This is a genomic window from Streptomyces sp. NPDC003691, assembly GCF_053981115.1.
In genome coordinates, this window is sequence record NZ_JBSFNQ010000021.1 from 43,453 (window position 1) to 56,843 (window position 13,391).

The 13,391-nt window shown below is 73.5% G+C and carries 10 protein-coding genes; 4 read left to right on the forward strand and 6 right to left on the reverse strand.

Features of this window, described 5'->3' with window-relative positions; translation table 11 throughout:
- Positions 1–126: 126 nt before the first annotated feature.
- The gene (locus tag ACWDR0_RS13220; RefSeq protein WP_456351758.1) at positions 127–915 is read left to right on the forward strand and encodes a bifunctional DNA primase/polymerase; all 789 of its coding nucleotides are present in this window, start codon (positions 127–129) and stop codon (positions 913–915) included.
- Positions 916–1,013: 98 nt separating this feature from the next.
- Here ACWDR0_RS13220 and ftsY read toward each other — a convergent pair whose 3' ends face one another.
- Positions 1,014–2,228: a signal recognition particle-docking protein FtsY gene (ftsY, locus tag ACWDR0_RS13225; protein ID WP_456351759.1), complete on the reverse strand. Its 1,215-nt coding sequence runs from the start codon at positions 2,226–2,228 to the stop codon at positions 1,014–1,016.
- A 290-nt stretch (positions 2,229–2,518) separates the two neighbouring features.
- On the opposite strand from ftsY, the gene ACWDR0_RS13230 reads away from it, so the two are divergent.
- A complete protein-coding gene (locus ACWDR0_RS13230; RefSeq protein ID WP_456351760.1) occupies positions 2,519–3,805 on the forward strand; it encodes a GNAT family N-acetyltransferase in 1,287 nt (428 codons plus the stop codon).
- 221 nt (positions 3,806–4,026) lie between these two features.
- On the opposite strand, the gene ACWDR0_RS13235 is transcribed toward ACWDR0_RS13230, so the two are convergent.
- Positions 4,027–4,698, reverse strand: a complete 672-nt coding sequence (locus ACWDR0_RS13235) for a DUF4231 domain-containing protein (RefSeq protein ID WP_456351761.1) — start codon at positions 4,696–4,698, stop codon at positions 4,027–4,029.
- Between the two features lie 138 nt (positions 4,699–4,836).
- Between ACWDR0_RS13235 and ACWDR0_RS13240 the strand changes: the two genes are divergently transcribed.
- The gene (locus ACWDR0_RS13240; RefSeq protein ID WP_456351762.1) at positions 4,837–5,814 is read left to right on the forward strand and encodes an LLM class flavin-dependent oxidoreductase; all 978 of its coding nucleotides are present in this window, start codon (positions 4,837–4,839) and stop codon (positions 5,812–5,814) included.
- Positions 5,815–5,875: 61 nt separating this feature from the next.
- Here the strand turns inward: ACWDR0_RS13240 and ACWDR0_RS13245 are convergent, their stop codons facing one another.
- From ACWDR0_RS13245 to ACWDR0_RS13260, 4 genes are all read right to left on the reverse strand, one after another.
- A complete protein-coding gene (locus ACWDR0_RS13245; RefSeq protein WP_456351763.1) occupies positions 5,876–7,297 on the reverse strand; it encodes a sugar porter family MFS transporter in 1,422 nt (473 codons plus the stop codon).
- Between the two features lie 255 nt (positions 7,298–7,552).
- Positions 7,553–11,125, reverse strand: coding sequence for a chromosome segregation protein SMC (gene smc, locus ACWDR0_RS13250; protein WP_456351764.1), 3,573 nt, complete (start codon positions 11,123–11,125; stop codon positions 7,553–7,555).
- Positions 11,126–11,430: 305 nt separating this feature from the next.
- The gene (locus tag ACWDR0_RS13255; protein WP_456351765.1) at positions 11,431–11,649 is read right to left on the reverse strand and encodes a hypothetical protein; all 219 of its coding nucleotides are present in this window, start codon (positions 11,647–11,649) and stop codon (positions 11,431–11,433) included.
- Positions 11,650–12,052: 403 nt separating this feature from the next.
- Positions 12,053–12,334 carry an acylphosphatase gene (locus ACWDR0_RS13260; RefSeq protein ID WP_456351766.1) on the reverse strand — a complete coding sequence of 94 codons (282 nt, stop codon included), beginning with the start codon at positions 12,332–12,334 and terminating at the stop codon, positions 12,053–12,055.
- 185 nt (positions 12,335–12,519) lie between these two features.
- On the opposite strand from ACWDR0_RS13260, the gene ACWDR0_RS13265 reads away from it, so the two are divergent.
- Positions 12,520–13,386, forward strand: coding sequence for a CAP domain-containing protein (locus ACWDR0_RS13265; protein WP_456351767.1), 867 nt, complete (start codon positions 12,520–12,522; stop codon positions 13,384–13,386).
- Positions 13,387–13,391 lie beyond the last annotated feature (5 nt).

Consider the following 13,391-nt stretch of genomic DNA (forward strand, 5'->3'; position numbering starts at 1 on the left):
CGCATGGCGCGAAGTGCACTCCCCCTCGCGCCTCGGTACGCCCCTGAACCTTCACCGGTTGCGACGCAGTGTCACGAGGAGACTTCGGGTCGTAACCACCGGCGAGCAGGAGACGTTGGAGGGGGCATGGGCTTCACGATCGGCGGCAGCCGGGGGATCCGGGACATCCGGTCCGCCCGGCCCGGCTCTCGGCGCCGCGGACGGGCGGCGGAGCGTGCGGTGACGGCGGTGGCCGAGTACACGGGGCTGTGGGGCTGGGCCGTGGTGCCGGGCTCGGCGGGACCGGCCGCGGCTCCGGATACGGCACCGGCACCGGCACCGGCACCGGCACCGGCCGCACCAACGGCGTCCTCGGCGACGGCATCGGCATCGGCATCGGCATCGGCGGCACGGTCCGGGGTGTGCTCCTGCGGTGTGGCGAGATGCCCGTCCCCGGCCGTGCGTCCGCTCCCCTTCGCCGCGGAGATCCCGGCGGGCGCCACGCTCGACGAGGTGGGTGACGCCTGGTCCGCGGTGGCCGGAGCGGCCGTGCTGCTGCCGGTGGGGCGCTCCTTCGACGTCCTCGACGTGGCGGCGGGCGCGGGGCGCCGGGCGCTGGTGCGGATGGAACGGATGGGGCTGCCGCTGGGGCCGGTGACGGCGACACCGGACGGGCGCTGCCAGTTCTTCGTGGCGCCGGGTGCCGCGTCGGCGCTGCCGGAGCTGCTCTACCGGATGGGCTGGGACGACGCGGACCTGGACCTGCACTGTCCGGGGCCCGGCGAGTACATCGCGGCCCCGCCGTCGGAGTTTGCGGGGCTGGGTCCGGTGGACTGGCTGCGGCCGCCGTCGCTGGACACGGCCGCGGCACCGCCGGAGGCCCGGCTGCTGCTGGGCACGCTGGCGTACATCTGCCACCGGTCGGCGGGCTGTTAGACCGTCCCCGCCGGATCCTGCCGTCCCGCCCGGCCCGGCCGCCGCGCCGGTGCGGGGCGGCGGGCCGGTGCGGGGCGGCGGGCCCGGGGCGGCGGGGTTCAGTCGCCGATCAGGGCGTCGACGAACGCTTCCGGCTCGAAGGGCGCCAGGTCGTCCGGGCCCTCGCCCAGTCCGACGAGCTTCACGGGAACGCCCAGCTCGCGCTGGACGGCGACGACGATGCCACCCTTGGCGGTGCCGTCGAGCTTGGTCAGCACGATGCCGGTGATGTCGACGACCTCCGCGAAGACCCGGGCCTGGACGAGACCGTTCTGTCCGGTGGTGGCGTCGAGGACGAGGAGGACCTCGTCCAGCGGGCCGTGCTTCTCGACGACGCGCTTCACCTTGCCCAGCTCGTCCATCAGGCCGGTCTTGGTGTGGAGCCGCCCGGCGGTGTCGATGAGGACGACGTCGGCGCCCTCCGCGATGCCTTCCTTGACGGCGTCGAACGCGATGGAGGCCGGGTCGCCGCCTTCCGGTCCGCGGACGGTACGGGCGCCGACCCGCTCGCCCCAGGTCTGGAGCTGGTCCGCGGCGGCGGCACGGAAGGTGTCCGCCGCGCCGAGGACGACCGAGCGGCCGTCGGCGACCAGGACCCGGGCGAGCTTGCCGGTGGTCGTGGTCTTGCCGGTGCCGTTGACGCCGACGACCATCACCACGCCGGGGGTGTCGACGCCGGACTCGGTCTTCACCTCGCGGTCGAAGTCGGTGCCGAGGAGGGCGAGCAGTTCCTCGCGGAGCAGGGCGCGCAGTTCGTCGGGGGTACGGGTGCCGAGGACCCGGACCCGCTCCCGCAGCTTCTCCACCAGTTCCTGGGTGGGGGCGACGCCGACGTCGGCGATGAGGAGGGTCTCCTCGATCTCCTCCCAGGTGTCCTCGTCGAGATGCTCGCGGGACAGCAGGGTGAGCAGGCCCTTGCCGAGGGAGTTCTGGGAGCGGGCGAGCCGGGCGCGCAGGCGGACCAGCCGACCGGCGGTGGGTTCGGGGACCTCCAGCTCGGGTGCGGCGGGCGCCGGGGCGGCGGTCTCGGGGGCGGCTTCGGCGGGCGCCTCGGCCTCCGGGAGTCCGACCTCCTCGATGGTGCGGCGCGGCTCTTCCCGCGGTGTCTCCGCCTCGTCGCCGACATGCGGCTCGGCGGGCGGAGCGGTGATGGTCGGGGTGCTCTGCGGGGCCGACGGCGGCAACTGCTTCTTACGGCGGCCGCTGATCACGAGCCCGCTGATGGCGCCGACCGCGACCAGGGCGATGACTACAGCAAGGATGACGATTTCCATAACCCACCCAGTATCGGTCACACCCCTTCCGGTGCGGCCGGGCACGCCCGGGCGGACCGGGCGGCGTCGCGCTCCGGGGCCGGAGCGGAAGGGCAGCGGGTGGCGTTGTGACGTGGCGGGCGGCGGGCCGGGCCCGGCCGGGCGGCAGGGCGCCCCCGCGGCACCAGAGCTCGGCGCGGCCGGGGCGGAGGCCGGGAGAGACGGTCCGGCGGGGTGGTCCGGCGGGGCAAGGGCCCGGTGGGGAGAAATCCGGATGACCCGCCCGGGAGGGCCCGGCTAGCGTCCCCGGCATGACCGTTGTGGAATATCGGACCATTCCGGAGGCGCATCTGGACCGCGCCCTGGACCTGCACTATCTGGTGTTTCTGGAGAAGGACGCCGAGGGGGAACGGCGGAAGCTGCACCGGGAGATCCTGGAGCACTGCGATGTGGTGGGCGCCTACGAGGGCGAGCAGTTGGTGGGGTTGCTGGCGGCGCATCCGCTGATGCTGTCGGTGCCCGGCGGCGAGCTGAAGTGCGCGGGTGTGACCTTCGTCTCCGTGGCGCCGACGCACCGCAGACGGGGAGTGCTGAGCGGCATGGTCGCGGAGCTGATGCGGCGGTGTACGGAGCACGGGGTGCCGCTGGCGGCGCTGTGGGTGTCGGAGACGGGGATCTACGGGCGCTTCGGCTTCGAGCCGGCGACCCGGTCGTACACGGTGGAGATCGACACGGACCGTCCGCTGGCGCTGCGGATCGAGCCGGACGAGCGGCCGCTGCGGCTGGTGTCGCCGGACGAGGCTCCGGAGGTCGTCGGCGCGGCGCACGCCGCGGCCCGGGCCGGGCGGGCCGGGCGGGTCGCCCGCGACGACTTCTGGTGGAGCACGCACATCCTGCGGCCGGAGGACGAGGAGGACGACGATCTCAGCCCGCCGCGGGTGGTGGTGCTCGGCGAGCCGGGCGAGCCGCCCGCCGGGTATGTGATCTACCGGACCGAGTCCGACGACGAGGGCCGGGGCAAGCTGCACATCGGTGAGCTGGAGGCCGAGTCGCCCGCGGTGGCGGCCGCGCTGTGGCGCTATGCGACCTCGGTGGACCTGGTCGACCAGGTGCGGTCGTGGGGGCGGCCGCTGGACGATCCGCTGCTGCGGTTCTCCGCCGACCGGGATCAGATCTCGGTCGTCCAGGAGTTTCCCGCGCTCTGGCTGCGGCTGGTGGATGTGCCGGGGGCGCTGGCCGGGCGGGCCTGGTCCGCGCCGGTCGACCTGGTGCTGGAGGTGACGGACGCGGGTGTGCCGGAGAACGCGGGCCGCTACCGGCTCTCGGTCGCGCCGGACACCGCCGGCAGCGCAGGCTCCGCGGCCTCCGCGGCCTCCGCGGCGGGCGGTACGGGTCTGTCGGCCCGGGTGGAGCGGACGGCCGACGCGCCGGACCTGACCCTCGACGTCCGTGAGCTGGCCGCCTGCTATCTGGGCGACCTCGACCCGGCCGGGCTCGTACAAGCCGGTCTGGTCACCGAGCACACGGCGGGCGCGGCGGCGGCGCTGGGCGCTGCGTCCCGTACCGAACTGCTGCCGCACACGACCGACGAGTTCTGACGGGGGTACGTCCGGGGCGGACCGGCCCCGGACGTACCGGAGCTGCCGGATGAACCCGGCGGACGCCCGCTCCTCGCCGTACGGGGCGCGTACCGGGATCTCCGGCGCCGGGGGCACGCAGGCCGGACCCGGCAAAGCGGGCACGTACTGACGGGCTCGGGCGGCCCCGCCCTCACCGCGCCGGTGCCGTCCCGGGTCCGGCGCCCTTCGGCGGAGAGGCCCTAGACCGGCGGGGGCGACGCCGGGCCGGGCGGGAGGGCCGCGCCGCCGCCGCGCATGCCCGCCGCCCAGTTCTGCAACTCCGCCGCGCTCGCCCCCTCGACCTCCTCCAGCAGCCGGCGCCGGGACTCCTCGCCCCGTTCCGCCTCGGGCACCAGCCGGTGGCGCCGGATCGCCAGGTGCAGCCGCGACCAGGCCTCCGCCGCCAGGACGTAGCGCTCGTTGTGGTTGAAGACCTGGCGGAAGCCGCCGATGAACACGGCCGCTCCGGCCAGTGAGGCGGTGGCGGCCGCGGGGGCCTGGATGCCTGCCGCCACCACCGTGGCCGCGCCGGTGAGCAGGGCGGTCAGCTCCGTGGTGCGGTGCCAGCGGCGGGCGCGGTCGCGCGCCCGGGCGTACCAGGCCAGTTGTTCGTCGGCGTAGGCCAGTACGGCGGTGTCGGACACGGTGCCGTCCGGCTCCGGCCGCGGGGCTGCCGCCGGGGCGGTGCCGCTCTGTTCCGGCCTCGGGGCCGATACCGGGTTCACACCCTCCGGCTCCGGCTCCGGCGGCGCGGACCGGTCCGGGGCTGCCGCCTCCGGCCGCGGGGGTGTCGCCGGGGCGGTGCCGTCCGGCTGCGCGGGCCGTGCGGGCAGTTGCTCCGCTTCGGAGGGTCCTCGGGGATTCGTCGGCATGCGCACATGCTGCCGCACCCGCCGCCGGGCGTCGCCGGGGCTTCCCATCTGACGATACGTCAGTTACGGTGCGCGCGCCGGGCGGGGACCCGTGGATCCGGTCCGCGGATCCGGTCCGCGGAGCGCGGGGAGTGCGCCATGACCTTCACGATCGTCCGCCTCAATCTCGTCGCGCCCGGCGCCTCCCCCGAGGCACTCGCGGCCCGCTACCGCACCGCGGTGGAGCTGGCGGTCTACGCCGACGGGCACGGCATCGCCACCGTCCAGACCGAGGAGCACCACGGCGCGGAGAACAACTGGCTGCCCTCGCCGTTCGTGTTCGCGGGGGCGGTTCTCGGGGCCACCCGCCGGATCACGGTCACCGTTTCCGCCGCCGTGGGCCCGCTGTACGACCCGCTGCGGCTCGCCGAGGACATCGCCGTCCTGGACCTGCTGAGCGCCGGGCGGCTGGTCACCGTGCTCGGCATCGGCTACCGGCGCGAGGAGTACGAGCGCTCCGGCGTGGACTGGGCGCGCCGCGGCCGGCTCCAGGACGAGGTGCTGGAGACGCTGCTCGCCGCCTGGACCGGTGAGCCGTTCGCGTACCGCGGGCGTACCGTCCGGGTCACCCCGCGTCCGTACTCGCGGCCGCATCCGCTGCTGCTGGCCGGAGGTTCGTCCCGGTCGGCGGCCCGGCGCGCGGCCCGGCTGGGACTGCCGTTCTTCCCCAGCGCCCATCTGCCGCAGCTGGTGGCGTACTACGACGAGCAGCGGGCCCGGTACGGCACCGGCGGGTGGACGATGATGCCGGGCCCCGAAACCCCGCTGCTGCATGTCTCCGAGGATCCGGACCGCGTCTGGGCCCGGTACGGCGGGCACTTCCTGCACGAGGCGCGGACCTACGCCTCCTGGTCGACGCCCGGTATCCGGTCGGCCGTCCGGTCCGCGGCAACGACGGTGGCGGAGCTGCGGGCCGAGGGTGTGTACCGGGTGCTGACACCCGGCGAGTGCGTGGCGCTGGCTGCGGCGGGCGCGCCGTCCCTGGTCCTGCATCCGCTCTGCGGCGGTATGCCGGAGGAGGAGGGGCGGCGGTCGCTGGAGCTGTTCTGCGAGAAGGTGCTGCCCCGGCTGGGCTGACCCCCGTCCCCTGCCCCTGGCCGGGCCGGCCCGCGGTGGCAGGGCCCGGACGCGGCCGCCGTCAGCCCATCGCCTCCAGCGGCTTGCCCTTGGTCTCCTTGACGAAGAGCAGTACGAAGGGGATGGAGAGCGTCGCGAAGCAGGCGTAGATGATGTACGTGGCCGACAGGTTCCAGTCCGACAGGCTCGGAAAGCTCGCCGTGATCGCCCAGTTGGCGATCCACTGCGCGGACGCCGCGACGCCGAGGGCCGCCGCCCGGATCCGGTTGGGGAACATCTCGCCGAGCAGCACCCAGACGACGACACCCCAGGACAGGGCGAAGAAGAGCACGAACACATGGGCGGCGACCAGGGCCACCACGCCCTCGGTGTTCGGGAGTTTGCCGTCGACCAGGGGCGCGGAGAAGGCCCACGCCTCGAACGCCAGCGCGACCGCCATTCCGGCGGAGCCGATCAGCGCCAGCGGGCGGCGGCCGATCCGGTCGACGAAGACCATCGCGATGACCGTACCGATGATGTTCACGATGGACGTGGTGAAGGAGTAGAGGAAGGAGCTGGTGGGGTCGATACCGACCGACTGCCAGAGCGTCGTGGAGTAGTAGAACACCACATTGATGCCGACGAGCTGCTGGAAGACGGAGAGCCCGATACCGACCCAGACGATCGCCAGGAAGCCGAACCGGCTGCCGAGCAGGTCCCGGAAGGTCGACTTGTGCTCCCGCCGCATCGCCGTCTCGATCTCGGCGACCCTGCGGTCGAGGTCGGTGTGCTCGCCCTCGACCTCCACGAGCACCTTCTTCGCCTGCTCGCGCTTGCCCGCCGACAGCAGATAGCGGGGCGATTCGGGGATGACGAAGGAGAGCAGCCCGTACAGCACGGCGGGCACCACCATCACACCGAGCATCCACTGCCAGGCCTCCAGCCCGCCGATCTCGCCGCGCTGCTCGCCGTCGGCGAGCTGGAGGATGCCGAAGTTCACCAGCTGGGAGACGGCGATACCGATGACGATCGCCGCCTGCTGGAAGGAGGCCAGCCGGCCCCGGTAGGCGGGCGGGGAGACCTCGGCGATGTACGCCGGACCGATCACGGAGGCCATACCGATCGCGAATCCGCCGATGATGCGCCACATCGCCAGGTCCCAGAGGGCGAACGGGAGGGCCGAACCGATCGCGCTGGCGGTGAACAGGACGGAGGCGATCCGCATACAGGCGATCCGGCCGATGCGGTCGGCGATCCGGCCCGCGGTGGCGGCGCCGATCGCACAGCCGATCAGGGCGATCGCGATGACCTGCGCGAGTTCGGCGGACCCGATGTCGTAGCGGTCGCGGATGGCCTCGACGGCGCCGTTGATGACCGAGCTGTCGTAGCCGAAGAGAAAGCCGCCCATGGCGGCCGCCGCGGTGATGAAGACGACATGGCCGAGATGTTCGGCATGGTCGGGAGAGGACCCCGGCGGGGGCGGTGACTGCGCGGTGCTGGACACGTCTACTCCTGGGGCCGACTCCGGTGGGAGCCCTTCAAGTGGCGCACACCTCGCGTCCGCCCACCACTTGAGCTGCTGCTTCAGTGTTCAGCGGCGGCCACGGCGGACGGCCGGGCCGCCGGAGGGCTGGTTGCTTCCGCAGCCCGCGCCTACCCGGACGGCCCCGCCGCACGCCCCCGTACGGCGGCACCCCGGCACGACAAGCACGACAGCACCCGCACGCCCGCGTACGGCGGCACTCCCCCGCGGGACGGCCTACCGCAGCCGCTGGCTGACCACCTTCGAGACCCCGTCGCCCTGCATGGAGACCCCGTAGAGCGCGTCCGCGACCTCCATCGTGCGCTTCTGGTGGGTGATCACGATCAGCTGGGAGGACTCCTGGAGCTCCTGCATGATCCGGATCAGCCGCTGGAGGTTGGTGTCGTCGAGCGCCGCCTCCACCTCGTCCATGACATAGAAGGGGCTGGGCCGGGCCTTGAAGATGGCGACCAGCATCGCGACCGCGGTCAGGGAGCGTTCCCCGCCGGAGAGCAGGGAGAGCCGCTTCACCTTCTTCCCCGGGGGCCGGGCCTCCACGTCCACCCCGGTGGTGAGCATGTTCTCCGGGTCGGTCAGCACCAGCCGTCCCTCCCCGCCGGGGAAGAGCCGCGAGAACACGCCCTCGAACTCCCGGGCGGTGTCCCGGTACGCCTCGGTGAACACCTGCTCGACCCGCTCGTCGACCTCCCTGACCACCGCCAGCAGATCCGTCCGGGTCTTCTTCAGGTCCTCCAGTTGTTCGGAGAGGAACTGGTGCCGCTCCTCCAGCGCCGCGAACTCCTCCAGCGCCAGCGGGTTCACCTTGCCCAGTTGCTGGTACGCCCGCTCCGCGGCCTTCAGCCGCTTCTCCTGACCGGCCCGGTCGAAGGCCCGGGGCAGGTTACGGGGGTGCTCCGGGTCCTCCGGCAGCTCCTCGCCCTCGGCGGGCGGGGACGGCGGTACGGGCTGGTCGGGGCCGTACTCCGCGACCAGGGCCGCGGGCTCCACGCCCAGCTCCTCCAGCGCCCGGGTCTCCAGCTGTTCGATCCGCAGGCGCTTCTCGGCGCCGAGGACCTCGCCCCGGTGCACCGAGTCCGTCAGCCGGTCCAGGGCGCTCTTCAGCTCGCGGCCCCGGGAGCGGGCCCGGCCCAGTCCGGCCTCCCGCTCGGTCCGGGCGCCCTCGGCGGCGGTCCGTTCCTCCGCGGCCCGCCCCACGGACACCTCGACATGCGCCAGCAGGCTCCGGGCCCCGGCGGCCACCGCGGTGGCGACCGCGGCCTCGTGGCGGAGCCGCTCCCGCAGCCGGTCCGCCCGCAGCCGCGCCTCGCGCTCGGCGCGCGCCCCCCGGTCCAGCGCGTCGGCCCGGCCGGCCAGTGCCTTCACCCGCTCCTCGTGGGTGCGGACCTGGAGCCGGGCCTCCATCTCGGTCTGCCGGGCGTTGGCCCCGTCGGCGGCGAGCCGGTCCCGTACCTGGGTGTCGGGCTCCTCGTCCTCCGTACCGCCGGATGCCGCCTCCTGAGTGGCCGCCAGTGTCCCGGCGAGTTCCGCCGCCTCGGTACGGGCCTGCTCCAGCGACTCGCGGGCCCGGGCGACGGCCGCTTCGGTGCGCTCGGCCTCACCGGCGGCGGCCCCGGCCCGGCCCGCGAGCCCGCCGAGCCGCCCGGAGAGGGCGGACTTCTCCCGTTCGGCGGCCCGGCGCCGCTCCCCCGCCTCCTCCGCCAGCCCGGCGCAGGCGGTACGCCGTTCGGCGGCCCGCGCCCGGTCCGCGGCGAGTTCGGCGCAGCGCACGTCCAGTGCGGCGAGGGCGGCGGTGGCCTCGTCGACGGAGGCCCTGACCTCCAGCAGGCTGGGTGCCCCGGCGGAGCCCCCGTGGGCGAAGTGCGCGCCCAGGACATCGCCCTCGGCGGTCACCGCGGTCAGCCCGGGGCGGGCGTAGACCAGCTCCTCGGCCTCCTCCAGGGTGCCGACGACGACCATGTTCCGGACGAGTCTGCGGACGGCGGGCATCAGTTCGGCGGGGCCGCGCACCAGGTCGGTGACGTACGGCGGGCCTCCGGCGGGGCGGTCCGGCACGGCCGCCGGATCCTCCGGGGCGTCGCCGAGCAGTATCGCCGCCCGGCCCGCGTCGGACTTCCGCAGCAGTTTCAGGGCTTCGGCGGCGGTCGCGGGGCCCGCGACGGCGACGGCGTCGGCGGCCGCGCCGAGGGCCGCGGCGACCGCGACCTCGTAGCCGGGGGCGGGTGTGAGCAGGTCGGATGCCGGTCCCAGCAGCCCGGTCAGCTGCTCCCGGGCGGCGAGCAGCGCCCCGGTGCCGTCCTTGCGGCGCAGCCCGAGCGCGAGGGCGTCGCGGCGGGCGGCGACGGCGGCGCGCTCCCGTTCGGCGGCGGCCTCGGCTTCCCGGGCGGCGGTGAGCGCGTCCTCGGCCGCCGTGAGTTCGCGGCGGGCGGCTTCGTGGTGGCCGCCGAGTTCGGTGTCGTCCGCGTCGAGTCCGTCGGCCTCCGCCTGGAGCTCCTCGTACGACTCCCGGGCGGCGGCGGCCCGCTCCCGGGCCTCGTCGCGGGCGGCGGCCAGCCGTTCGATCTCTGCCTGGGCGGCGGCGGCCCGGCCCTGCGCGGCGGTTACCTGGGCACCGAGGCGGGCCAGCCGCTCCCGGCGGTCGGCGATCGCCCGGGCCACGTCCTTGAGGCGGCGTTCCTCGGCGGTCCACTGCCGCTCCAGTTCGGCGCGGTGCTCGACGGTGTCCTCCAGGGCCCGTTCGGCCGCCTCCAGCGCCGCCTCCAGTTCGGCTTCCTGCTCCCGGATCCGGGCGGCCTCCCGCTCCATCTCCTGGGGGTCCCGGCCGCGGCGTTCCTCCGCGGGCCGGTCGGTGGCGCTGCGGATCCGTGCGTCGGCGAGGGAGACCGTGCCGCGGACGCGTTCGGCGAGCCGGGAGAGGTCGTTCCAGGTCTGCCGGGCGCGCTCCAGCCGGGGTGCCAGCCGGCGGACCTCGTCCTCCAGGGCGGCTTCCCGGGCCAGGGCTTCCTTCAGCTCCCGCTCGGTGTTCTCCTTGCGCTGTTTCAGCGCGGCCTCGTCGGCGATCTCGGAGCGCAGCGCCTCCCGGAGCCGGACCAGGTCGTCGGCGAGCAGCCGCAGCCGGGCGTCCCGGAGATCGGCCTGGATGACGGCGGCCCGGCGGGCGACCGCGGCCTGCCGGCCGAGGGGTTTGAGCTGCCGCCGCAGTTCGTCGGTGAGGTCCTGGATCCGGGCGAGGTTGGCCCGCATGGCATCCAGTTTCCGCAGCGCCTTCTCCTTGCGCTTGCGGTGCTTCAGCACTCCGGCGGCCTCTTCGATAAAGGCCCGGCGGCCCATCGGGTCGGCGTGCAGCACCGAGTCGAGCTGCCCCTGCCCGACGATGACGTGCATTTCGCGGCCGATACCGGAGTCGGAGAGCAGTTCCTGGATGTCGAGGAGCCGGCAGGTGTCGCCGTTGAGCTGGTATTCGCTGCCGCCGTTGCGGAACATGATCCGCGTAATGGTGACCTCGGCGTACTCGATCGGGAGGGCGCCGTCGGAATTGTCGATGGTCAGGGACACCTCGGCCCGGCCGAGCGGGGGCCGGCCGGTGGTGCCGGCGAAGATGACGTCTTCCATCTTCCCGCCGCGCAGGGATTTGGCGCCCTGCTCCCCCATGACCCAGGAGAGGGCGTCCACCACATTGGATTTGCCGGAGCCGTTGGGGCCCACGACACAGGTGATACCGGGCTCGAACCGCAGGGTGGTGGCCGAGGCGAAGGATTTGAACCCGCGCAGGGTCATGGCCTTGAGGTGCACGCAGCCGGACTCTACCTTTCGTACCGCCCGGGAGACCTCCGGCTACCCGTGGTTCTCCTGCGGTTTCACCGTAGGGGGCGCAGGGCACACAGTGGGTAAGGAGCAGAAGGGGCCGACGGGTGTGCGGGATCCGGCGGCCGGCGGGGGACAGCAGGGGGTGGACGGCGGGGGCAGCGGACAGGAATCACCGCGAACGGCGAATCACCGCGGACGACAGAGGGCAGAAAAGAGAGAAAGAAAGAAGGGACGCCGAGGCGTCCCTTGCATATCTTTTCTGCGCGAGTATCTCCGGCGGATTGCCGTGCTCAGGTGAGCGCGGGCTCCGCCTGCGGTACGTCGATGTCGATGCTGGTGAGCAGCGAATCTCCCGGGTGGTGAGCAACGGCAGCGTTCAGCGCGTCGTTCTCGGTCTGGATCCGTGCGAGCTCGGATTCCAGGTCCTGGACACGCTGCTGAAGCCGTCGCATCTCGGCGAGGAGTCGCGGGTCGGAACCGCCGACGTAACCGAGAAGCGCCTTTGCCATGATGGATGGTCCTCCACACTGAGTGACCGACCGATGCGGTGTGGGTCGTGGGATTCGCACCCGCTGGTGCTCGGCAGCGGCGGTGACTGCTCTGATCTCGCTGCAGTTCCTACTGCCGGACAGTCGGGGTGCGCGGGGCTTCCAGAGTCTCACCAAAAAGTTTGACGGTCAACACGATCACGCCCCTCTGGCGCGGCCCGACCGGTGCGCGTCCGGCCGCTCACGGGGCGGCACCGGCGGCCTTCCGGGGCCCGGGGGCATGGAGATCATCCGTGTCTGCGGCAGCCTGGCACGAAGCACCGTTATTGGCAACCACCTGGTGGTTTCCGTCCCGGGCGGGCATCGGGGGCACCGGCGGGCATCCGCCGTGCGGGTGGCCGGAGCGGGGGCGGCGTGGTGTCCGTCAGCGGATGGCGAATCCGTCGTAACCGCCGCGCGGAGTGTCCCAGATCTCAGTCACACCGTCGACGCGCCCGGGTGTGTCGCCGGAGCGAAGCCACTCCAGCAAACGGTGGCAATTCTCACGCGACCCTTCCGCCACAATCTGGACCCTGCCGTCGTCGAGGTTGAGGGCGAACCCGGTGAGCCCGCCGATTTCCAGAGCGTTTGCCCTGGTGAACCAGCGAAAGCCCACTCCCTGTACTCGCCCGCGCACCCAGGCGGTCAACCGTGCGGCATCGTTCATGGCGTCACCGTAAACCCCCGATTGCTCACGGAGCACTTCCGTCCCAGGACTCATGGCGTACAGTCCCCTCGCAACGAACGTCACCCGTTCGGGCGAGCCTGTTTCCGGTTTTGCCCGGATGGGGTCCGGTAAGCGATCTGTTCGGCGCACTCCGGGCTCCACGGCAAGAGGAAGGCACAGCCAAGATGGGACGTCATCGAAGCACGGGCAAACGACGGGGTGCACCCCTGCGGACCGGGCTGCTGGGCGCTTCCGCCGCGGTGGCCATGGGTGCGGTGGCCGTCGCGTCCGGGCTGCTGCCGGGCGGCGACACCTTCGTCACCGGCGGCGACAGCGCACCCGGCGGCGAGATCCGCACCGAGGGCCGGGCCACGCTGAACACCCAGGGCGACAACGGCGCCCTGCCGACGACGGAGGCCCCGGGCACCACCGCAGGCCCCACCGCCCCGCACCTTCCCTCGGCCTCCCCGACCGGCACCCCCGCCGCGAAGACACCGTCCGCCACCCCCTCGGCGAAGAAGACCGGCCCGGCGGCCGGAAAGACGGCGGAACAGCGGAAGTCCGTGCCCGTGCCCCGCGCCCAGCAGCCGGGGACCACCGCCCCGGAGCGGTCGGAGACCCCCGCCACCAAGAGCCCGGAGGCCCCTCGTAAGTCCAGCACCTCCTCCTCGCGGGAGGCCGCGATGGAGGCGGAGGTGCTGGAGCTGGTGAACAAGGAGCGCGCGAAGGTCGGCTGCAGCCCGCTGCGGTACGACGCGGCGCTCGCCCGGCTCGCCGGGAACTTCAGCTCCGATATGGCGGCCCGCGGCTTCTTCGACCACACCGACCCGGACGGCGACTCCCCCTGGGACCGCGCCAAGCAGGCCGGGGTGAAGAACCTGGCCGCCGAGAACATCGCCCGGGGCCAGGCGGACGCGGCCGCGGTGATGGAAGCCTGGATGAACAGCGACGGGCACCGCGCGAACATCCTCAACTGCGACTACAAAACCCTCGGCGTCGGAGTCCAGCTGGGCGCCGGCGGCCCCTGGTGGACCCAGAACTTCGGCTACTGACCCCC

Excerpts from the sequence above, each read along its gene's own strand:
- ftsY (WP_456351759.1), bottom strand. The coding sequence starts at position 2,228 with ATGGAAATCGTCATCCTTGCTGTAGTCATCGCCCTGGTCGCGGTCGGC.
- ACWDR0_RS13230 (WP_456351760.1), top strand. The coding sequence starts at position 2,519 with ATGACCGTTGTGGAATATCGGACCATTCCGGAGGCGCATCTGGACCGC.
- ACWDR0_RS13255 (WP_456351765.1), bottom strand. The coding sequence starts at position 11,649 with ATGGCAAAGGCGCTTCTCGGTTACGTCGGCGGTTCCGACCCGCGACTC.
- ACWDR0_RS13260 (WP_456351766.1), bottom strand. The coding sequence starts at position 12,334 with ATGAACGATGCCGCACGGTTGACCGCCTGGGTGCGCGGGCGAGTACAG.
- ACWDR0_RS13235 (WP_456351761.1), bottom strand. The coding sequence starts at position 4,698 with ATGCCGACGAATCCCCGAGGACCCTCCGAAGCGGAGCAACTGCCCGCA.
- ACWDR0_RS13240 (WP_456351762.1), top strand. The coding sequence starts at position 4,837 with ATGACCTTCACGATCGTCCGCCTCAATCTCGTCGCGCCCGGCGCCTCC.
- ACWDR0_RS13220 (WP_456351758.1), top strand. The coding sequence starts at position 127 with ATGGGCTTCACGATCGGCGGCAGCCGGGGGATCCGGGACATCCGGTCC.
- ACWDR0_RS13265 (WP_456351767.1), top strand. The coding sequence starts at position 12,520 with ATGGGACGTCATCGAAGCACGGGCAAACGACGGGGTGCACCCCTGCGG.